The sequence below is a fragment of the Trinickia camelliae genome (assembly GCF_053525655.1).
The window spans coordinates 741,475-763,362 of the sequence record NZ_JBCHAA010000001.1 but is presented as its reverse complement, the minus strand read 5'-3'; the positions used below and the strand labels follow the sequence as shown (position 1 = coordinate 763,362).

Annotated in this window: 18 protein-coding genes; 3 read left to right on the top strand and 15 right to left on the bottom strand. The window is 64.2% G+C overall.

What is annotated here, in order from left to right:
* Positions 1-16 precede the first annotated feature (16 nt).
* The 8 genes from AAHK20_RS03390 to AAHK20_RS03355 all read right to left on the bottom strand — a co-directional run bounded on the left by AAHK20_RS03390 (position 17) and on the right by AAHK20_RS03355 (position 12,751).
* Positions 17-1,939, bottom strand: a complete 1,923-nt coding sequence (locus AAHK20_RS03390) for a PrkA family serine protein kinase (RefSeq protein ID WP_449180000.1) — start codon at positions 1,937-1,939, stop codon at positions 17-19.
* Between the two features lie 661 nt (positions 1,940-2,600).
* Complete coding sequence (locus AAHK20_RS03385) at positions 2,601-5,090, bottom strand: penicillin acylase family protein (protein ID WP_449179999.1); 2,490 nt, start codon at positions 5,088-5,090, stop codon at positions 2,601-2,603.
* A 115-nt stretch (positions 5,091-5,205) separates the two neighbouring features.
* On the bottom strand, positions 5,206-7,011 hold the full coding sequence (locus AAHK20_RS03380; protein WP_449179998.1) for a methyl-accepting chemotaxis protein: 1,806 nt from the start codon (positions 7,009-7,011) through the stop codon (positions 5,206-5,208).
* A 221-nt stretch (positions 7,012-7,232) separates the two neighbouring features.
* Positions 7,233-8,261, bottom strand: a complete 1,029-nt coding sequence (locus AAHK20_RS03375) for a LacI family DNA-binding transcriptional regulator (RefSeq protein WP_449179997.1) — start codon at positions 8,259-8,261, stop codon at positions 7,233-7,235.
* Positions 8,262-8,505: 244 nt separating this feature from the next.
* On the bottom strand, positions 8,506-9,555 hold the full coding sequence (locus AAHK20_RS03370; protein ID WP_449179996.1) for an ABC transporter permease: 1,050 nt from the start codon (positions 9,553-9,555) through the stop codon (positions 8,506-8,508).
* A complete protein-coding gene (locus AAHK20_RS03365) occupies positions 9,552-11,135 on the bottom strand; it encodes a sugar ABC transporter ATP-binding protein (RefSeq protein WP_449179995.1) in 1,584 nt (527 codons plus the stop codon). The genes AAHK20_RS03370 and AAHK20_RS03365 overlap by 4 nt, the downstream gene beginning before the upstream one ends.
* Positions 11,136-11,352: 217 nt before the next feature.
* Positions 11,353-12,306, bottom strand: coding sequence for a sugar ABC transporter substrate-binding protein (locus AAHK20_RS03360; RefSeq protein WP_449179994.1), 954 nt, complete (start codon positions 12,304-12,306; stop codon positions 11,353-11,355).
* Between the two features lie 163 nt (positions 12,307-12,469).
* A complete protein-coding gene (locus AAHK20_RS03355; RefSeq protein ID WP_449179993.1) occupies positions 12,470-12,751 on the bottom strand; it encodes a hypothetical protein in 282 nt (93 codons plus the stop codon).
* 414 nt (positions 12,752-13,165) lie between these two features.
* Between AAHK20_RS03355 and AAHK20_RS03350 the strand changes: the two genes are divergently transcribed.
* From AAHK20_RS03350 to AAHK20_RS03340, 3 genes are all read left to right on the top strand, one after another.
* A complete protein-coding gene (locus AAHK20_RS03350; RefSeq protein ID WP_449179992.1) occupies positions 13,166-13,474 on the top strand; it encodes a PsiF family protein in 309 nt (102 codons plus the stop codon).
* 245 nt (positions 13,475-13,719) lie between these two features.
* A complete protein-coding gene (locus tag AAHK20_RS03345) occupies positions 13,720-14,163 on the top strand; it encodes a hypothetical protein (protein WP_449179991.1) in 444 nt (147 codons plus the stop codon).
* 289 nt (positions 14,164-14,452) lie between these two features.
* Positions 14,453-15,040 (top strand): BPSL1445 family SYLF domain-containing lipoprotein, encoded by a 588-nt coding sequence (locus AAHK20_RS03340; RefSeq protein ID WP_449179990.1) that lies wholly within the window; start codon positions 14,453-14,455, stop codon positions 15,038-15,040.
* A 122-nt stretch (positions 15,041-15,162) separates the two neighbouring features.
* On the opposite strand, the gene AAHK20_RS03335 is transcribed toward AAHK20_RS03340, so the two are convergent.
* The 7 genes from AAHK20_RS03335 to AAHK20_RS03305 form a co-directional block, all read right to left on the bottom strand.
* Entirely contained in the window at positions 15,163-16,230 is a 1,068-nt protein-coding gene (locus tag AAHK20_RS03335) for a glycosyltransferase family 4 protein (protein WP_449179989.1), read from the bottom strand.
* Positions 16,231-16,493: 263 nt separating this feature from the next.
* Complete coding sequence (locus AAHK20_RS03330; RefSeq protein WP_449179988.1) at positions 16,494-17,657, bottom strand: AAA family ATPase; 1,164 nt, start codon at positions 17,655-17,657, stop codon at positions 16,494-16,496.
* Positions 17,658-17,671: 14 nt separating this feature from the next.
* Positions 17,672-19,120 (bottom strand): alpha,alpha-trehalose-phosphate synthase (UDP-forming), encoded by a 1,449-nt coding sequence (otsA, locus tag AAHK20_RS03325; protein WP_449179987.1) that lies wholly within the window; start codon positions 19,118-19,120, stop codon positions 17,672-17,674.
* A gap of 17 nt (positions 19,121-19,137) precedes the next feature.
* Complete coding sequence (locus AAHK20_RS03320; RefSeq protein WP_449179986.1) at positions 19,138-19,494, bottom strand: Rap1a/Tai family immunity protein; 357 nt, start codon at positions 19,492-19,494, stop codon at positions 19,138-19,140.
* Between the two features lie 105 nt (positions 19,495-19,599).
* Positions 19,600-20,379: an ankyrin repeat domain-containing protein gene (locus AAHK20_RS03315; RefSeq protein ID WP_449179985.1), complete on the bottom strand. Its 780-nt coding sequence runs from the start codon at positions 20,377-20,379 to the stop codon at positions 19,600-19,602.
* A gap of 51 nt (positions 20,380-20,430) precedes the next feature.
* Complete coding sequence (locus AAHK20_RS03310) at positions 20,431-21,222, bottom strand: TatD family hydrolase (RefSeq protein WP_449179984.1); 792 nt, start codon at positions 21,220-21,222, stop codon at positions 20,431-20,433.
* A gap of 73 nt (positions 21,223-21,295) precedes the next feature.
* A complete protein-coding gene (locus tag AAHK20_RS03305; RefSeq protein ID WP_449179983.1) occupies positions 21,296-21,814 on the bottom strand; it encodes a GNAT family N-acetyltransferase in 519 nt (172 codons plus the stop codon).
* Between the last annotated feature and the right edge of the window lie 74 nt (positions 21,815-21,888).

Sequence of the window (21,888 nt, the reverse complement as noted above, 5' to 3'; positions counted from 1 at the left end):
CCATGCACGCTTCGGCTCATGACGATTTCCGAACGCGCAGATACCAGTCGCACAAGAGCCGGACCTGCTTCGGCGTATAGCCCTTGGTGACCATCCGGTTGACGAAGTCTTCGTGCTTGCGCTGTTCCTCCGCCGATCCTTTCGCATTGAACGAAATGACAGGCAACAGTTCCTCCGTGTTCGAGAACATCTTCTTTTCGATCACGACACGCAGTTTCTCGTAGCTGATCCAGGCCGGATTCTTGCCGCCATTGGCCGCCCGCGCCCGCAACACGAAATTGACGATCTCGTTGCGGAAATCCTTCGGGTTGCTGATGCCGGCAGGTTTCTCGATCTTTTCGAGCTCTGCGTTCAAAGCGGCGCGATCGAAGCTCTCGCCCGTGTCGTGATCGCGGAACTCCTGATCCTGAATCCAGAAGTCCGCATACGTCACATAGCGATCGAAGATGTTCTGCCCATACTCGGAATACGACTCCAGATACGCGGTCTGAATCTCCTTGCCGATGAACTCCGCATAGCGCGAGGCGAGCACGTCCTTCACGAAAGACAGGTACTTCTGCTCGGTTTCCGGCGGGAACTGCTCGCGTTCGATCTGCTGCTCGAGCACGTACATCAGGTGCACCGGGTTGGCCGCGACTTCGGTCGAATCGAAGTTGAACACGCGCGACATGATCTTGAACGCAAAGCGTGTGGACACGCCCGTCATGCCTTCGTCGACGCCCGCGAAATCGCGGTACTCCTGATACGACTTCGCCTTCGGATCGGTGTCCTTGAGATTTTCGCCGTCATACACCTGCATCTTCGAGAAGAGGCTCGAGTTCTCCGGTTCCTGCAAGCGCGTGAGCACCGAGAACTGCGCCATCATCTTCAGCGTGCCCGGCGCGCAGACCGATTGGCCGAGCGAGGAGTTGCGAATGAGCTTCTCGTAGATCTTGATCTCTTCCGACGAGCGCAGGCAGTACGGCACCTTCACGACGAAGATCCGGTCGAGCAGTGCTTCGTTGTTGCGGTTGTTTCTGAACGCCTTCCACTCGGACTCGTTCGAGTGCGCGAGGATGATGCCGTCGAACGGGATCGCACCGAAGCCTTCCGTGCCCTTGAAGTTGCCTTCCTGGGTTGCCGTCAAGAGCGGGTGCAACACCTTGATCGGCGCCTTGAACATTTCGACGAACTCGAGCAAGCCCTGGTTCGCGAGGCACAGGCCGCCGGAGTAGCTGTACGCATCGGCGTCGTCCTGGGCGTACTGCTCGAGCTTGCGGATATCGACCTTGCCGACGAGCGAAGAGATGTCCTGATTGTTCTCGTCACCCGGTTCGGTCTTCGCGATACCGATCTGCCGAAGAATCTGCGGATAGCGGCGCACGACGCGGAATTTGCGGATGTCGCCGTTGTATTCGTGAAGCCGCTTTACGGCCCACGGGCTCAGAATGCTCTTCAAGTAGCGGCGCGGTATACCGTATTGCTCTTCCAGGATCGGGCCGTCTTCGTCATAGTCGAAGAGCCCTAACGGCGACTCGTTCACGGGCGAGCCCTTGATCGAGTAGAACGGTACGCGCTCCATCAACTGCTTGAGACGCTCCGCAATTGATGACTTCCCACCCCCGACAGGTCCCAGCAGATAAAGGATCTGCTTCTTTTCTTCAAGCCCTTGAGCCGCATGCCGGAAGTAGGCGACGACCTGCTCGATCACCTCTTCCATACCGTAGAACTCACGGAACGCGGGATAGACCTTGATCACTTTGTTCGCGAAGATCCTCGACAAGCGAGGGTCGTTGCGAGTGTCGATCTGTTCGGGTTCGCCGATTGCCGTCAGCATGCGTTCGCCAGCTGTAGCGTACGCGGCGGGATTGTCTTTGCAGAGCGCGAGATACTCTTCGAGAGAGAACTCTTCTTCCCGAGTTTTCTCGAAGCGGTTCGCGAAGCTGCTGTAGATATCCATGCTACCTCCTCGCCGAAGTCTGCGATCGATGCCGCGCGCGGCGCGCAAAATCGGAAACGACATCGCTCGAAATCATCCTAATCCCTTTTAAATTTTTTTTCACGAACAACATTGTGAAAAGCGCTTGGCGTCATTCCCAACTTGGAAACGCAGATTCGGTCACCTACAATCTTGTTCCCGAATCTTCACTGCCACTGCGTTCCTGCTCTTACTTGAGACAAAACTTTGTGTGCTTGGGACGGTGACGCAGTGCAAGAAATTCGCCTGTACGCCAACGTACTTTCGCCACACCTCTCGCCTTGCCGCACGTCTGCCATCCCACATAATTTCCACGTTGCCGATGTGTGCTTTACGGCACTTATCCACGGCTTACGCACGTCTTAGCCGTGTAGGCCGCGCGCGTTTTTGTCGGACTTGCGATGGGTCTCCTCGCCGACCGCTTCCCTACCTCGCTGTTCTTCCTTATACGCGCGACGCCCCGTTTCCGATTACACGTTTGTCGATTGGTTACAGTTTTTTTGTGCGTGCCGCCGCGATGCTGAAATGGTGCATGCGCGAGCGTCGTGTTCCGGCGCTGCTGCATCGATCGACACCTGTTTTTCGCGGTCTGCTTTCACCATGCCGAATCGAGCTCGAAGAAACCTTCAACTCGATTGCACGATCATCGAAGGGGCGTGAGCGTAAGCCGATGAACATCGGATCCCGGCAAGAACGCGCTCGGCTCGCCGCGCTCCCATGCGCTGTGGCCGGCCAGGAAATATGGCGAGAGCGGATGTCCCGATGCGCCGCCCGGCATCTCGAGAATGCCGTCTTCCTCGTGACCCGGAGACACCGCGAAGCGCTCGGATGCGCCGAATGACGGGTGTTGGATGCGCGGCATGTCGATATCGCCGGGCATCGGGTCGGACGGCGCGCCGAGCCATCCGCGCAACATCGCGGGCAACAGCCGCGCGAACGGGTGGTAAAGCGCGAGGCGATTGCGCTCGCCCCAGCGCGCGTCGTCGAGCGCGGCGTGATGCTGCAAATTGCGGGCGATCGTCGCGTCGATGCGATCGAGAACGAATGCGCGCCAATTCGCATCGCGAGACGGCACCCATGCATGCTGTTGTGCAAGCGCTTCCATGAGAGGCTCCAAGCGCGACGATGCACGGCCGGCAGTCGGCGCGGAAAGCCACGGCATGGCGCCTTTCGACGATGACGATTGCGGCCAGCGTTGCCGCATGCGCGCATCGAGCGGGCCGAACCATGCCTCGTAGAACGATTGATAGAAATCGCGCACGAGCGTGTAGCCGGCCGCGTCGCTATCGGCGCGACCGTTCCAAGCGCTCACGATGCGCTTGAACGCCGCACGCTGCGGATGATCGGTCAACGCGTCTTCATCGAGCGTATCGAGCGCGAGTTCGCGCCAATAACGCACCCATAGCGCACGATCGTCGAGCTGGATCGCGAGCAGATCGCGTGCGTCAAAACGCTCTCGGGCGAACAGGTCGTCGCGGATCTGCGCGGCGCGCGCCCCCATGTCGGCGCCGCTGTCGCCGATCTTGCGCTGCTCTTGCGCGTTGCCGAGCTCGGTATTGTTCGCGGTCCACAAGCGGCCTTGCGATGGATCGATCACGCGCGGATAGTTCGCGGCGGGCAAGCGCTCGAACTTCGATGCGGCCGTTGTCGCGCTGGCCGGAACCGGTAAGCCTTGCGAGTCGAGCATCGCGTCGGGCAAAGGTCCTGCGAGCGTCCACGCGATATGGCCGCCGCGATCGGCGACGGCGAGATTCTGCGTTGGGATGCCGCTGCCCTGTCCGGCTGCCAAGGCTTGCGTGACGTCGTGAGCCTCTTCCATGCGGATCAGATTCACGTTGACCGCACCAGGTAGATACGCGGCCCAGCGCACGGCGTAGGTACGCGCTGCGTGGCTCCCTTTGTCCGCGCTGACCTCCAGCATCGGCCCCCAGCGCGTCTCGCGCACCGGGAATTGCACGGAGGGCGCGCCTTTGACGGCAATCGTTTCCACATGCTCGTCCGCGCGTTCCCATGCGCCGCCCGGCCCGCGATAGCGGGATGGATCGGCCGGATCGCGTTCGAGTTCCACCAAGTCGATGAAATGTCCGTAGCTGTTCGTGAAGCCCCACGCCACGTCGCCATTGCTGCCCGCCACGACGAGCGGCGTGCCCGGAAGGTTCACGCCCGATAGGCGCCGTGTGTGGCCCGTATCGTCGGGAAAATACAGCGTCAGCCGGTACCAGATGTTCGGCAGGCGCAGGCCGAGATGCATGTCATTCGCGACAAACGCTCGCCCTCCCACGCCATGCGCGGCGTCGACGGCCCAGTTGTTGCTGCCGATGGCCGCCGCGGGCGGAATGAACGTCTCGGCGTGTGCGGTTATATCCGCTGGCAGCTTGTCGTCGAGCCAATCGGGCCGGGTCGCGGGAATGACGGGCGGTCCCGCGACGGTCGGCCGGCCGTCGAGCGGTGCGTCCCAGCGGCTGCCGCTAGGCGTCAGGAACGCGAACAGGTCAGGCGGCACCGCATCGCGGAGCGCCGCGCGCGCGAGGATGTGCGGCACTTCGCCCGCCTGGAGGTCGAGGTACATCGCGTAGACGACCAGCAGCGTATCGGCGGGCTGCCACGGCTGCGGCGCCGCGCGCAGCACCGCGTATTCGAACGGGCGCGCGGAGAGCGAAGCGAGGCCGGCATTGACGCCATCCGTGTAGCGTCCGAGTACAGCACGCTCGTCGGCCGGCAGCGCCGCGACCGCTGCCTCGGCTCGGGCGCGAAAGCGATTCAGCCGGTTCTGCTCGTCGATCGCGAGCGCGTCGCCGCCGATCAGCGCGGCGAGCTCTCCGGCCGCGACGCGGCGTAGCAGATCCATCTGGAAGAAGCGGTCCTGCGCCTGCGCGAAAGCGGTGGCGAACGCGACGTCGGCACGGGTGGCGCCGCGTATCGTCACGGCGCCCTGCGAGTCGCGCGAGATCGTGACGGGCTCGGAAAGGCCCGCTTCGGCGCGGGTGCCGTCGAGCTGGGGAAGGCTTGCGCGCAGGAACAGCCAGATTCCGGCTGCGCAGACGATAAGGATCAGAAGAATCGCCGCGACGCCGATACCGGCGATCCGGGCAACGCGGGAGGAAGTACGGCGGGCTTCGGTGCGCAGCAGCATAGGCAGGCATCCCCGGGCAAGTCGGTTGGCGCAGCGGCACGATGGCGCTGCGCGCATTCTAACGGGGACGTATGGCGGCTACGTCCCCTGCGTCCCGGTTTGCCGCCCGGGGCGCTTAGAAGGTTTCCCAGTCGTCGTTGGAACCGTCGGCTGCGGCTGCTGCGGCCCGAGCGGGCTGAGGTGCTGGCGCAGCCGGCTTGTGGGCGGCGCGCGCAGTGCTTTTTACAGGCGATGAAGCGAGCATGGGAGCCGGCTCGGCCTTCGGCGCGGCAGCTACCGCACGCACCGGTACCGCCGCAGTCGGACGCTTGGCGAGTGCGGCCGGCTTCGCGCGCGACACGGCGCGAGCCGGTGCCATCGAAGCCGCAGCGGGCGCTGCATAACCATCGTCGAGCCGGAACACGGCCACCGTCGCGCGCAGCTTGCTCGCCTGGTCTTCGAGCGAGTGCGCCGCCGCCGCGGCTTCCTCGACCAGCGCCGCGTTCTGCTGCGTGACTTGGTCCATTTGCGTGACCGCGCGCGCCACTTGATCGATACCCGTGCTCTGCTCCTCGGAGGCGGCGGCGATCTCACCCATGATGTCGGTCACGCGCTGCACCGCGCCGATGATCTCCTCCATCGTGCGGCCCGCCTCGTCGACGAGCGCCGAGCCCGAGCGCACACGCTCGACCGACGTATCGATCAGCTCCTTGATTTCCTTGGCCGCCGCCGACGAACGCTGCGCCAAGCTGCGCACTTCACCCGCGACGACCGCGAAGCCGCGTCCGTCCTCGCCTGCCCGCGCAGCCTCGACCGCCGCGTTCAGCGCAAGGATATTGGTCTGGAACGCGATGCCTTCGATGATCGCGATGATGTCGGCGATCTTGGCCGAGCTTTGGTTGATGTCGCCCATCGTGCCGACGACCTGCCCGACCACCGCGTTACCCTTGTTGGCGATCTCCGACGCGTTCGCCGCCAGCGCGCTCGCCTGCCGCGCGTTTTCGGCGTTCTGGCGCACCGTGCCGGTCAGCTGGTCCATGCTGGACGCGGTTTCCTGCAGCGCGGACGCCTGCTCTTCAGTGCGCGACGACAGATCGACGTTGCCCGCCGCGATCTGCTTGGTCGCCGAAGCGATCGATTCGCTGCCCGCGCGCACCGAGCGCACCGTATCGGTCAGGCTCTTTTGCATCTTGCCGAGCCCTTCGATCAAGAGCCCCATTTCGTCGTGCGAGCGCGCGACGATCTGGCGTCGCAGGTCGCCCGCGGCGATCGCATCGAAGTGGCCGAGCGCTTCGTCGAGCGGGCGCGCGATCGCGCCGCGCAGCGTCGTATACGACAGCAGCGCTGCGCCGAGCCCGGCGATCAAGAAGGCGATGGTCACGAGGCGAAACGTCCCGAACGCCGATTGCGCATCACGGAAGCCCTGGTCGGCTTGCGTGAACTGCAACTGACGCAGCGCATCGTCGGCATTCGCGAGGTCGTTATAAGCCACCTGGAGGCGGTTCGCGATGTCGAGAATCTTGTCGTGGTCGTTCGCCTGGATGATCGGTACTTCGGCGTCGAGCAGCTGATGCAGGGCGTCGCGCTTGGCCGATACGTCCTGGGCAAGTTTGTCCTCGTCGGCGCCGCGCGGCAGATCGAGGTATTTCTTCCACCACATGTCCGAATTCGTGCGCATGAGCTTCGCGCGCTCGAGGGTGGCGGCCGCGTCCGGTGTGCCGGCCTGGAAGGCCGCGCGGTCGAGCGCCAGGCGCTCGCGCGCCGCATAGACTTCCGCGTTGCCGATGTTGACGGCGCTCGGCATCTCGTTCGTGTAGGTCTCGCGGTAGGCGTCGTTCGAGCGGCCCAGGCCGGACAGCCCCAATACGCCGAGCGCCAACAGCAGCGCGGAGAGGAACGCCATCGTCAAACCGATGCGTGCTTTGATCGAAATGCTCTTCATGGTGTTGCCAAGTCCTCTAACGCATCGATGGGGAACCAGAGTCGCGCGGGCGCACCCAAGACGCCTCGCGAATAGGCGCGATTAGACGCCGCGCTCTAGCCACGTTTACGGCGCGAACGCAGAGGACTTGAAGCACTTTTTACCGTATGAAGATTGGGTGCGCTGCAAGCTTGCAGTAGTTACGAGCCTGGTTTTGCGAATCACCCGCCAGGCGCGCCTGGCTAAGCGTAAAGCTCGATGCGCCCCGGCTCCACATAGGCGGCGGTCGATTCGCGCAGCACGAGACGCGGCGAGACCACGCGGCGGCGAGTCGGCCCGCCGGCGTCGCTCGTGATGCGCTCGATCAGCGTCAGCGCGGCCGTCTCACCGAGCGCGCGCACGGACTGCCCGACCGTCGACAGCGCCGGATAGGTGTACGCGCTGAATTCGATGTCGTCGAAGCCGATGATCGAGCAGTCATGCGGCACGAGGATGCCGCGTTCGGCGGCCGCGCGCAGCGCGCCTATGCCCATCATGTCGTTGCACGCGAAGATCGCGGTCGGGCGCACGGTATCGAACAGTTGGCCCGCCGCCAGATGGCCGCCCGCCCCGGAGAAATCGCTTTCGACGATCGCGCCCGGCGCGATCTCGATGCCGCGCTCGGCCATCGCGCGGATGAAGCCGTGCACGCGCATCGCGCTCACGGCAGTTGAAACCGGTCCCGTGATACAGCCGATTTTGGCGTGGCCCAGTTCCAGCAGATGCTTGGTGGCGAGATAGGCGCCCTTTTCATGGTCGATCTGCACGAGATCGGCCGCGAGCCCTTCGATGTTGCGATCGACGATCACGAGCGGCTCGCGCGCGTCGGCCAGGCTCTCGGCGAGCACGGCGTCGTCGCCGGCGGACGCGATGATCAGCCCGTCGATGCGCTTTTCCTGCAGCACGCGCAGGTAGTTGCGCTGCTTGGCGGGGTCGTCGTCGGAATTGCAGAAGAACACGCAGTAACCCTTGCGCGCGCAACCATCCTCGATGCCCCGCGCCAGCTCGGCGAAGTAAGGATTCGTGCTGTTCGGCACGACGAGGCCGATGGTGGCCGTCGCGCGCCCCTTCAGCGATCGCGCGACCGCCGACGGCACGTAGTTGAGCTGGCTGATCGCCCGCTCGACTTTCGCGCGCACGTCGGCCGACACCGGCCGCGAGTTGTTCACCACATGCGACACCGTGGTGAACGATACGCCAGCCACGGCCGCCACATCCTTGATCGTCGCCATAACCCGTTTCTCTCTCGCTTGTTTTTCTTTCCGGCAGGCGGGCCCTTAACGCTTCTGGCCAACCGCTACCTTCTACACCTGCCTCATTACGCTCTGCTTGCGCCGTTGCGCGGCCTTGTTACTGATTGTTTGGCGGCCGCGCGGCGGAATGCCCCGTAAATCCATTCCGCTATATCGGCAGATTATTCGAATGACTGAACCACCTGATGATGCCTTATGTCGATTCTTTGCAATGTTTACCCTGTCACGTGCGCTTGCGCCGGCTTCGGTACGTGTCGAGCACGACCGCCACCACGATCACCGCGCCCGTGATGATCCGTTTGGTCGGCTCGTTCGCGCCGATCTGCGCGAGCCCCGCGGCCAGCACCGAGATGATCAGCACGCCAAAGAACGTGCTGATGACCGAGCCGCGCCCGCCCATCAGGCTCGTGCCGCCGATCACCACCGCCGCGATCACCTGCAGCTCGGAGCCGACGCCGGCGTTCGGGTCGGCGGCTTCGAGCCGCGAGATCTGGAACAAGGCGGCCAAGCCCGACAGCGCGCCCATCAGCGCGAACACGACGACCTTGTACGGACGCGGATTGACGCCGGCCAGGCGCACCGCTTCCTCGTTGGTGCCGATGCCGACCAGATACCGGCCGAACACCGTGCGCGTCAACACGAGCTGCGCCACGATCATCACGGCCACCGCGATCAGGAATGCCGGCGAGATGCCGAGCGCGATCGGGTTCGAGAGGAAGTCGAACGCGTCGCCGATATAGGCCGTGCGCGAGTTGGTCATCTGGTAGGCGAGCCCGCGCGCGGCCTCGAGCACGCCGAGCGACACGATGAACGACGGAATCCGCCAGCCAACCGTCACCGCGCCCGTCACCGTGCCGGTCAGCGCGGCGGCCGCGACGCCGAGCAAGGCCGACGGAAACGGCCCCCAGCCCCATTTCAGCGCGGCCACGCTCACGACCGACGCGCCGAGCGCGAGCACCGAGCCCACCGACAAGTCGATCCCCGCGATGATCAGCACGAAGGTCATGCCGACCGCCATCACGACGAGGTCGGGAATCTGGTTGGCGATCGTGCTGAACGTGTCGTAGGTCAGAAAGTGCGAGCTCAGCACGGAGAACAGCGCGACCATCGCCGCGAGCGCGCCCGCGAGCCCGAGATAGTTCGAGAACCCCAGCCGCGTGCCGGCCGGCGCGGTGCGCTCGGCGCCTCCGCTTTCGGCGGCTGCGTTTGGCTCCCTTGCTGCTCCGCTTGCCCCACCGTTCGCGCCGCTCTTCGGCGCCGGTTGGTCAGTCATGACAGACTCCCTGCCTGATGCGTTTCGTCGTGCGGGTGCAGCAGCGCGTCGCGTCCGCTGTAGCCCGCGAATGCGGCGGCCAGCAGCGCGTCTTGCGTCCAGTTGTCCCGCGTGAAAATGCCCGTCATCTTGCCTGCCGACATCACGCCGATCCGGTCGCAGATCAGCATCAGCTCGCGCAAATCGCTCGACACGACGACCAGCGCGCGGCCTTCGCGCGCAAGCGTGCCCATGAGGCCGTAGATGTCGAACTTCGCGCCGACGTCGATGCCGCGCGTCGGCTCGTCGAATAGCAGCACCGTGGTCGCGCGCGCGAGCCAGCGGCCGATCACGACCTTCTGCTGGTTGCCGCCCGACAGCTCGCCGACCGGTTGCGCCGGCCCCGCCGCGCGCACGCGCAGCGTATCGATCTGGGTTTGCGCGAGCGCCGTTTCCCGGCGCGCATCGACGACGCCGCGCTTGGCGACGCCGCGCAGATTGCCGAGCGAGACGTTCGCGGCGATCGGCTGCGGCAGCAGCAATCCCTCGCCCTTGCGATCCTCGGTGATGAGCGCGATGCCATGCTTCACCGCATCGGATGGCGACGCGATACGCACCGGTGCGAGCGGCCGACCGACCGACACCGTCCCGCGATCCGCGAGATCGGCGCCGTAAATCAGGCGCATCAGCTCCGTGCGCCCCGCGCCGATCAGCCCGCTCACGCCGAAAATTTCGCCCTCGCGCACCTCGAACGAGACGTCGCGCACCACCTGGCCGCGGCCGAGCTTGTCGACTTTCAAGAGCGGCGCGCCGATCCTGCGCTCGCCGAGATCGATCCGCTCGCCGATCTCACGCCCGACCATCAACGTGACGATGCGCTCGCTCGTCACGTTCGCCATACGGTCCGTGTAGACCAGGCGGCCGTCGCGCAGCACGGCGACGCGCTCAGCGATACGCGCCAGTTCCTCCAGCCGATGCGAGATGTAGACGAGCGCCACGCCGCGATCCTTGAGCCGCTCGACCTGCTCGAACAGCAAGTCGACTTCGCGCGCGGTCAGCATCGCGGTGGGCTCGTCGAGGATCAGAACGCGGCAGTCGCCGATCAGGTTGCGCGCGATCTCGACCATCTGCTGATGACCGATGCCGAGTTCGCCAACGAGCGTATCGGGATCGATCGCGTCGAGCCCGACCTGCGCCATCGCGACGCGCGCATCTTCGCGCAGCCGCCGCCGGTCGATCCAGCCTAGCGCTTTCGGGCCCACTCGCGGCAGGTGGTTCAAAAACAGGTTCTCGGCCACCGAGAGTGTCGGCAGCAGATTGAGCTCCTGCATGACCATGCGCACGCCGAGCGTCTCTGCCGCTGTACGGCTCGCCGGGGCATAGGGTTCGCCCGCGAGCCGCATCGCTCCGGTGGTCGGTTCGGTAAGCCCGCCGATGATCTTCGACAGCGTGCTCTTGCCCGCGCCGTTCTCGCCCGTCAACGCCAGCACCTCGCCCGCGAACAGTTCGAGCGCGACATCGGCCAGCACCGGCTCGGCATAGGTCTTGCCGATGCCGGTCACGGACAGCACTGCGGTCATTTCGTCGTGGGTCGAATCCATCACGAATCGGCGGTCGCCATGAGGGCTATCTTGAAGATAACGGCAATGCCGCGTCTTTCTTGAGTTTTTGTGGAATTGGCGGGTGGGCGCCAGACGCATCGCACTCGTTCGCGCCGGCTGGTTGCCAAACCCGCCAAGACAGGCTGACCTGGTTTGGGCCAGCCTCGTCCGTCAAGCCGGCAGGACGCTCCTTGGAAGCGCCCACCGCCCGCCGACGTTACTTGGTGACGAGATCGACCGGCGTCTCGACGACGCCCGACAGCTCCGATTGCTTCTTGTGTCCCGCGATCGCCTTCAACGCGGTATCGATGCCGAACACGGCCTGCTTCGCGGCGTACTGATTCGCGGTGGCCAGCACGCGGCCGTCCTTGAGCATCGGCTTGATCGCGTCGATGTCGTCATAGCCCACCACGTACACCTTGCCCTGCTTGCCCGCCGCGCGCACGGCCGACACGGCGCCGATCGCCATGTTGTCGTTGCCGCACAGGAGCGCCTTCAGGTTCGGATACTCGTTGAGCATCGCGGAGGCCACCGCATTGCCCTTGTCGATCTCCCACTCGCCGGACTGCACCGAATCGATCTTGGCGCCGACCTTCTGCATCGCGTCCTTGAAGCCCGCGGTGCGCTGCTGTGCGTTGGTGGTCGTCGACACGCCTTCGACAATGCCGACTTCATCACCCGCCTTCAGCTTCTTCGCGAGATAGTCGCCAACCTTCTCCGCGCCCTTGCGGTTATCCGGGCCGACGAACGGCACGTTCAGGTCCTTCGACTTGAGCACGTCGGGATCGAGCCGGTTGTCGATGTTGACCACGATGATCCCGGCGTCGACCGCCTTCTTCACGACCGGCACGAGCGCTTTCGAATCGGCGGGCGCGAGCACGATGGCATCGACCTTCGAATCGATCATCTGCTCGACGATGTTGATCTGCGCGGTCGTATCGGTTTCGTTCTTGATGCCGTTCGTGATCAGGTCGAACTGGCTGGCGTTGTGCTTCTGATAATCCTTCGCGCCGGTTTCCATGGTCAGGAAGAACTCGTTGGCGAGCGACTTCATCACCAGCGCGACCTTCGGCTTCTTCGGCGTCTGAGCGATAGCGGAAAACGGCATCGCCGCGCTGGCGGCAAGCAAGACGGCCGCGCTCAGCACGCGGCGACGAATGCGGTGATCCATGCAAATCTCCTTGGTTTATGGGCTCGGGACGAGCCGTTTATTGATGTGCTCGGGACCGCCTATGCTGTACCGTTATTGCGAAGCGCGCAAGGAAAGAGCGCGAAGATTGGGGTTTCTGCTACAAAAAGCGAGAAAACGAGCGCTGGCGCGGCAGACCGCGCGGCTACAGCCCCTCGACCGAGTGCCCTTCCACCTTGCCGTCGATGATGTCGCGCGCGAACTGCACGCCGGTCTTGTGCGCTTCGATTTGACTATCGAAGGGATCATGCTCGGGCACGCCGAACATTTCGGACTTCCCGTGCTCGCCGCTCAACTGCCGCGAAATGGTGACGACGATATCGAAGTGCCGCGGCCCATCGGGCGCTTCGTCGTTTTCCTTCGCGCGGCGCAGGGCTTGGACCGCGATCGCATAGCCTTTGTAATGCTCCGACTGAGGAACCAGCATCGCAAACTCCATTTGGATGGAATGCTCCCGCCACGGCACGCCTTCAGGCGGCATGCGGCGCGCAGCTGACGCGCGCCCGGGACGCCTGGGAATGCATGCAAGACCCGTTCCGTTTGAATCGTGCTCAATCCGCTGCCTAATCACGGCAGCGATTCGGGTCGCGTCACCGGCATGCGCGCCGCATTTCACTGCGAGCGACTTACAACACCCGAATTACCAGCCAATTTGAAGAAATTACGCATGGTCTTTTCGAATTGGCATTTCTGGCTTTTATCGCGATAGCTTTGCCATAATGCGACGGCGCCCAGCCCGTTCGAGTCGCTTATTAGTCGCTTCTGAGTCTTTTGTGACTTGAAGGCCGATCCGCGCGTGGTCGCATCGCCAATAACGCTAATCACCCGTTTGGAGTGTCGAATGAAGATCCGATCCGCTATCGCCCTGTCCGCGTTTGCCGCCGTTCTCGCCGGCGCCACGCTCGCCTCCCCCGCTTTCGCGCAAAACAGCCAGCAATCGAAAATGACGGTGTGCAACCAACAGGCTGGCGACAAGAAGGGCGATGACCGCAAGGCGTTCATGAAGGACTGTCTGTCGAAGACCCCGGCCGCCAGCGCGAAGCCGATGACGCAGCAAGAGAAGATGACGATGTGCAACAAGCAAGCCGCCGACAAGAAAGGCGACGACCGCAAGGCATTCATGAAGGATTGCCTGAGCAACAAGGGCTAAGCCCGAGCCTTTTCCGCGCCTCTCGGGCCTGGCTCGGCCCGGCCTGAACGCAGCCGCGCGGCCGTGCGGCTGCGACCGCTTTTGGCCTGCATTGATCTGCGGTCGCCCCGCGGGCGATTCATGATGCGGCGATATGTCGCATTTTCTTTTATGATGGCTGCAAAGACGGCCCGCTCCCCAAATACGACTAAGCGCCATCGGGCCGCCGTCTCATCGTTGATGCGTGATGCATTGCGGAGGCAGGAATGGCATGGAGACAAAACCGCTGGTTCAGGCGGTGGCTGATCGTCATCACCTTCTGGCTGGTGCCGGTGATGATCGTCGCGGTACGTGAGATACAGGACGAGATGGCCTACAACACGGTCGACCTCAACAACGCGCTCACGACCTGGACCTTCACCGACGCCCAACGCGCCGCAGGCGCCCCGGCCCGCTGTCACGGCAAGCCGGACGAGGCGCGCTCGGCCGGCTGCCCGGCCGAGGTCCTGGCCGCCAATGCAGCGCGGCAACAGGAGGCCATCGACCTATACGCCCTCAGAAAAAGCACGCTTGCGGGCTATCTCTGGCACGCGTTCGTCGGCTATTGGATCGTGCCGGCAGCGTTCATCTTTGCCGTCGGCCTGGTGATCGCGGGCATCCGCCGCGCCTTGCGCCGGCCGCCCCCCGTGAAGAGCCCGGTGAATCATTGAGCCGCTCATTTAGCTAGTCTCGCGCTTGGCATGGCTTCTGCTGCCTTACTCGTCAGGCGCGCGAAGCGCCGCTTTACAGGCACGCCGGACGCTCAAACATTGCGCGAAATGGAAGGTTTGGCGAACCGGTCCGAATTACCGAAACGAACTGTCGATCCGCAGAGAGCCACGCCCAGCAAGGCTTTTCGAGATTGGATCGGGGTTCGGAAACTTGTCTCTGTGTTATAACGCTTCATACAAACCTCTCATTTTGTGAGGTTTTCCTTGAAGATCCACGACGGAGAAAAAGATGCAAAAACGCAACTTGATGCTCAAGGCAGCAACGGCGCTCGTAGTGGGCAGCCTCGCGCTGGCAGGCTGCACGACCACCCCGAACACACCCGATAACAGCGCGACCAACGCTTCCAAGCGCCAGTCGATCAACGCGAGCGTGGATGCCACGATGTCGCGTCTCTATGCGACGGTGCCGGGCTCGCGTGAGCTCGTCGGCAAAGCCCGCGGCGTGCTGGTGTTCCCGTCGGTCATCCAAGCCGGCCTGATCGTCGGCGGTCAATATGGCGAAGGCGCGCTGCGCGTGGGCGGCAGCACCGTCGGCTACTACAGCACGGCAACGGGCTCGCTCGGCTTGCAGGCCGGTGCGCAGTCGAAGGCCATCGTGTTCCTGTTCATGACGCAGGAATCGCTCGACAAATTCCGCAGCACGGACGGCTGGTCGGCCGGCGGCGACGCCTCGGTCGCGCTCGTGAAGATGGGCGCGAACGGCGCGGTCGACACGAATACGGCCACCTCGCCCGTCGAAGTGTTCGTGCTGACGAACGCCGGGCTGATGGGCGACCTGTCGCTGCAAGGCACGAAGGTCTCGCGCCTCAATATCTAACGGGCGCTGCCTGTGCGCCGGGAAGCCTCGAAGGCGTCCCGGTCGCGCGCAGGACGCGGAAAAAGAAACGGCGATGCGTTGTGAACGCATCGCCGTTTTTCATTGGCACATGGCCGGCGCGGTCAGCTCGACGTCGTATCGATCACCTTGAAGCGCGAGCGCTTCTGCGCGCGAATCACGGCCTGATACGCCTCGAGATACTGCTTGGCCATGCGGTGCGACGTGAAGCGTTCCTCGAAGCGCTGGCGCACGCGCTTGCGCGGCACCGTATGCAAGCGGTTCACGGCCGCCACGGCGCTGATCTCGTCCTCGACGATAAAGCCCGAGATGCCCTCGTCGATCACTTCCTGCACCGCGCCGCGATTGAACGCGATGACCGGCGTGCCGCAGGCCATCGCTTCGATCATCACCAGGCCGAACGGCTCCGGCCAATCGATCGGAAACAGCAGCGCATGGGCGCCCGACAGAAATTCGGCCTTTTGATGATCGGCAATCTCGCCGATGAACTCGACGTGCGGCAGGTCGAAGAGCGGTTTGATGTCGCGCTCGAAGTATTCGCGGTCGGCGGCGTCGATCTTGGCCGCGATCCGGATCGGCAGGCCGCAGCGCGAGGCGATGCGGATCGCCGTGTCGACGCGTTTTTCCGGCGAGATCCGGCCGAGGAACGCGAGGTACTTCTGCTCGACCGGCTGCGGCGTGTAGAGCATCTCCGGCAGGCCGTGATAAACCGTCGTCAGCCATTTGGCCTGCGGCAACGGTGCGCGCTGGGCATCGGAGATCGAAATCACCGGCGCCGTATTGAACGTATCGAATACCGGCTGCTGCTCGGGCAGATCCAGCCGGCCATGCAGCGTCGTGACGAAGGCCGTGTCCTGCCGCTTGAACAGCGAGAACGAGTAGTAATCCATGTGGAAGTGCAGCACGTCGAACTCTTCGGCCTGCCGCCGCACCATCTCCATGAGCAGCATGTGCGGGGCGATCCGGTCGCGAATCGCCGGATCCAGGCGCAAGGCGCGCGGCCACACTGGCTCGAGCTTCGCGCTCGTCTGGGAGTCGCCGCTGGCGAACAGCGTGACTTCGTGGCCGAGATCGACCAGCGCCTCCGTGATGTACGACACAACCCGCTCCGTGCCGCCGTAAAGCTTCGGGGGCACCGACTCGGTCAGAGGGGCGATCTGCGCAATCTTCATCTTTCTGGCTCTCCATGTCTGGACGGGTACGCCGTCGCAGGTAGCGGCTCTCGCGGCCGTTGGGTTCCCGGGGGCTCGGCAGCGCGCCGTTCCAGCCGCTGCCCGCCCGCTTTTTCGGTTCATTTAGGCTCGATTATCGCGGATCGTGCGTAAAGCGACGGGAAGTATTGCACTTCCTCGGTCCTGTTACAGTCGCGAAACATCCGGATTCGGGGTGCTTATGGGCCCGCGCGCTCATGCCACAGCCCGGCGCCAGGCCACCGCTAGCGCGACGGCCACTTCCACGCCGGCAGGTCGAGATCGTCGGCGCCCGCGATCTTCGTCTCCCCAAACACCTTTTCCAGCACGATCGAATGGCTTTGCGGCTCCCGCTCGAGCGCCGCGATGAGCCGCGCGGCATGCGAGACAACGATGACCTGCGAGCGCCCCGCCGCCTGCGCGATCAGCCGCCCAAGCGCCGGCAGCAAGTCGGGATGCAGGCTCGTCTCCGGTTCGTTAAGCACAACCAGTGCCGGGGGCCGCGGCGTCAGGAGCGCCGCGACCAGCAGCAGGTAGCGCAGCGTCCCGTCCGACAGCTCGGCCGCCTTCAACGGACGCAGCAAGCCGTGCTGCCGCATCGTGACTTCGAAGCGGCCGTCGTGGTTCTCGATCCCGATGCTGGAGCCGGGGAAGGCGTCGTCGATGGCTTGATCGAGCGCGCGCGCATCGCCGATTTCGCGGATCGTCTGCAGCGCCGCGGCGAGGTCGGCGCCGTCATCGGCGAGCATCGGCGTATGGGTGCCGATTTGCGGCAGCCGCGCGGGCGATTCGGCATCGGTCCGGAAGTGATCGTAGAAGCGCCACGAACGGATCTGCTCGCGCAAAGCGATCATTTCGGGTGCGCTTCGCGGATCGGAGAACTCCGTCATCATGCTTTCGAAGCTCGCGACCGGCTGTGGAATCGTCGCCCATTCGCCGTCACTGTCGCGCGTGCGCAGCGCCGCGCCCTGGCGGTCGACGAGCAGCGCCGACGGCCGCAGAAACGGCCCGCTCCAGATGCACTCGCGCTTGATCACCGGATCGCGCGAAAACTGCGAACTGCTCGGCAACGGCAGGCCGAGGTCGATCGCGTAGCCGAATTCGTCGCTTGCGAAGCCGAGCTTGAGGCTCACCGGGTCCTTGCGGGTGGTCCCCTGCACCGGCTGGTCGCCCGCCAGCATCGCGCGCGAGAAGCGTTCGGGGCCGGCCCACAGCGTCGATTGCAAGCCGCCCTCGCGCGCCAGCGACGGAATCACCCCGCCCTGCGCCGTCTCGGCCAGCAGGCGCAGCGCACGGTACACGCTCGATTTGCCGCTGCCGTTCGGCCCGGTGACGACGTTCAACCCGCCAAGCGGGATCAGCAGGTGGCGCAAAGAGCGGTAATTGGCGATGGCCAGCGTCGTCAGCATCAGGCGATGGGTTTTTAGTGCTGCGTGTCGGCGCCGGGGGCCGAAGGCGGCTCGGGCGTGCCGGGCGGCGTCGGTTGTGAAGTCAGCGGCACGCCGTGCAAATCGGCGAGAAACGCGTCGCGCCAGACGCCGAGATTGTTCTTGCGCAATACCGCCATGTTGGCCTGATGACGCCGCTGTCTCTCGGCGAGCGGCATCGACAGCGCGCGCTGCAGCGCCTCGGACATGCCCGTGATGTCGTGCGGATTGACGAGCAGCGCGGACGTCAGTTCGTCGGCCGCGCCCGCGAAGCAGGACAGCACGAGCACGCCGGGGTCGTCGGGATTCTGCGCGGCGACGTACTCTTTCGCGACGAGGTTCATGCCGTCGCGCAGCGGCGTAACGAAGCCGACCTGCGACTCGCGAAAGAGCGACATCAGCTTCTGGCGGTCGTAGCGCTGGTTCAGGTAGCGGATCGCCGTGTAGTCGAGGCCCGAATAGCGGCCGTTGATCCGCCCGGCCTCGTACTCGAGTTGCTGACGAATCTGCTGATAGGTGTCGACGTCCGAACGCGTCGGCGGCGCAACCTGCACGAGCGTGACGTTGCCGCGCCATTCGGGCGCTTTCTCGAGCAACTGCTCGAACGCACGAAAGCGCTCGACGAGGCCCTTCGAATAGTCGAGCCGGTCCACGCTCATGATGAGCCTGCGTCCTTCGAGGCTTTCCTTGAGCTCCAGCACATGCTGGCGGCTTTCATAGCGTTCCGCCTGCTCGGCGATCTCGTCGGGAAACACGCCGATCCGGTAGACGCCCGTGCGCAGCGTCCGGCCGAACGCCTCGACCTGCCCGCCTGGCCGCACAGTGCCGTGCGCGTGGCGGACGATGTAATCGTGAAAGGCCAGTTGATCGCTTTCCGTCTGAAAGCCCAGCAAGTCGTAGCAGCACAGCGACTTCACGAGCTCTTCGTGCGGCGGCACGTTGAGCAGAATCTGCGGCGACGGAAACGGGATATGCAGGAAAAAACCGAGCCGATTGCCGATGCCTTCCTGGCGCAGCGCCTCGGCAAACGGAATCAGGTGGTAGTCATGAACCCAGACGATGTCGTCCGGTTCGAGCAGCTTGATGAGCTTATGCGCGAGCCAGGCATTGACGCGCCGGTAGCCCGCATACTCGTCGCGCTCGTAGACGGCGAGATCGTTGCGATAGTGGAATACCGGCCACAGCATCGCGTTCGAGAAGCCGCGGTAGTACTGGTCGTAGTCGCGGCGCGGCAGGCCGACCGTGGCGAAGGTCACCGCGCCGTCCACTTCGAGGTTAGGCCCGGCGTTCGCGACCGTCTCGCTGACGACGTCCCCGCTCCAGCCAAACCACACGCCGCCCATGTCCTTCAACGCGCCGAATACGGCGACCGCGAGACCGCCCGCCGAGCCCTTGGTTTCCGTCGGCGTTGCCACACGGTTGGAGACCACCACCAAGCGGCTCATGGCGTCATCGCTTCAGTTCATTGGTTCGACTTGCATGGGAACGCTTTGCCAAGCCCAAGCGCAATCACCGTGCTCGCGTTGTAATTTACGGAGTTCGGGTTTTCGGCGACGTATTTGCGCACCGCATCGGTCATCTGCTGCGTGCGCGTGTCCGCCGGCAGGCAGAAATATTGCCCGACACGCGGGCCCGTGGTGCCGCCGATGGCGTCGATCGTGTTGTACACGCCGTCAGCCGCGCCCTCGATATAGGCTGCGCACGCGCTACGCGATGCCACGTCGGTCCTTGTGCACAGCTTGTTGAGGTCGCCTCCCGTGAACGCGGCTGCCGTCAGCGGCACGGCCAGCGCGCCGGCGCATATCAAAGCCCGCAGCATGGTTTTCCTTTCATTTGAGCGGTGTAACGCGGTGTGGGGATCGGCCCGTTGTGTCGATTTATAGGCCGATTCAGTGAGCGCGGCGAGCGCCGCGCTGCAACTTCGTTATTTTGCACTGTTTTGTGACGGGGCAGAGGCTCCGGACGGGGTGGTCTGCATGTTCTGCAGCCGCGCCGTCAGGCCCTCGGCCACGTCCTTCGCGTGATATTGCTTCGCGAAATCGAGCGCGGTCAGGCCGAGCTGGTTCTTGACGGTCGGATCGGCGCCCGCGTCGAGCAGCACCTTGACCGTCGTGATGTGGTTGCCGCGCGCGGCCATCATCAGCGGCGTCGTGCCGTTCGGCGAGCCGGCGTCGATGTAGGCCGAGTGGTCGATCAGGACCTGCGCGACTTCGTCCTGGCCGTTCGTCGCGGCGTAGTGCAGCGGCGCCCAGCCCTTCTTGTTGACCTCGGCGCCCTTGCTGATCAGGAGCTTGACGAGGTCCGCGTCGCCGTTCAGCGCGGCGAGCATCATCGCGTTTTCACCGGCCGAGTCGAGCTTTTCGATGTCCGTCTTCGGGTTCGCGATCAGCGCGGCCGCGACCTTGTCGGACTTTTCGCGCGCGGCGATCACGAGAATCGGCATGCCGTATTGGTCGACGAGGTTCGGGTCCATGCCGTTCGCGAGCTGCTTGTTGACCTCGCTGACGTCGTCGAACTTGACCGCCTTGATCATCGTATCGGCCGGCGTCGCAAACGCGCTCGGCGACGCGAGCGCCGCGCACATCAGGCCGCCCGCGAGCGCGAGCGTCAGGCGTCCGGCGCGGCGGCCGATTCCGGGGCGCTGCGCGCCTGAGCGGTTCGAAAGGGTGGCGACAGGTTGCGATTCAGTCGTGATATTGTTCATGTTCAACTTTAATTCCATTCCCCAGTGCTTTGATAATAATGACATTTTTAATCAAGACGCGGCAGGCGCCGCGCTCTTGAACAGGCGGAAGAAGTTCTGCGTCGTGGCAGCCGCCAGCTCCGCTTCCGCTATCTCGCGCTGCTGCGCGATGAAGCGTCCGACATAACTTACGTACGCAGGTTCATTGGGTTTGCCGCGATACGGCACTGGCGCAAGGTACGGCGAGTCGGTTTCGATCAAAAGACGCTCGAGCGGCACGCGCCGCGCGACGTCCTGCACATCGGTCGCGCTCTTGAAGGTGACGATGCCCGACAGCGAAATGTAAAAATTCTGCGCGAGCGCGCGTTCGGCAATCGCCCACGGCTCGGTGAAGCAATGCATCACGCCGCCCGGCACGCCTGCGCGCTCCTCCTCCATGATCCGTAGCGTGTCGTCGGACGACGAACGCGTATGGATGATGAGCGGCTTCATCGTCGCGTGCGCGGCCCGGATGTGAGTGCGAAAGCGCTCGCGCTGCCACTCCATGTCGTCGATGGTGCGGCCTTCGAGGCGGTAGTAGTCGAGACCGGTCTCGCCGATCGCGACGACCTTCGGATGCTCGGCCAGCTCCACCAGCTCGGCGACGCTCGGCTCTTTCGCATCCTCGTGATCGGGATGCACGCCGACCGAGGCGAACACGTTGTCATATGAGCGCGCGATATCGAGCACCGAAGGCAGCGTCTCGAGATCGACCGATACGCACAGCGCATGCGATACCGAGTGCGCGCGCATGTTTTCGAGCACTTGGGGCAAGCGGTCGCCGAGACCTTCGAAGTTGATGTGGCAGTGCGAGTCGACAAACATCGTGAGTTCCTGTGCTGCGATAACGATGAGACTGAGGGGTGAGACTAAAAAACGCGCGCTTCGATCGAGAGGGTCAGACCGCCGCCGAGGTGGCGTCCGTCAGCCGCCGCCCTAGGATCACGAGATCGCGCTCGACGCCGTCGAGCACCGCCACGCGCGGCAAGCGCCCCCACTCGTCGAAGCCGAAATGGCGAAACAGCGCGAGACTCGGTGCATTGTGGCCGAAGATAAAGCCGAGCACGGTATCGATGGAGAGTCTCGGGGCCACATCGAGCGAAGCGGCGAGCAACTTCTTGCCGAGCCCTTTGCCGCGTGCGCTTTCGTCCAGATAGATGCTCACTTCGGCCGTGCGCGAGTACGCGGGACGCCCGTAGAAATCGGAGAAGCTGAGCCACGCGATGACCCGCCCTGCTTCCTCGACGACCCACAGCGGGCGCGCTTGCGGCCCATGCGCGTGAAACCAGGCGACGCGGCTGTCGAGCGTGACCGGTTCGAGATCGGCCGTCACCTGGCGTCCTGCCACGGTCGAATTGTAGATGGCGACGATGGCGGGCAAATCGTCGAGCGTGGCGTCGCGGTAGAAATGGCTCATGGGGAAACGGTTCTGAAAATGTAACGAGGAACGGCGTCGTGGCGGCTTCAAGCGACCGGCGAATCAGCGCCGGC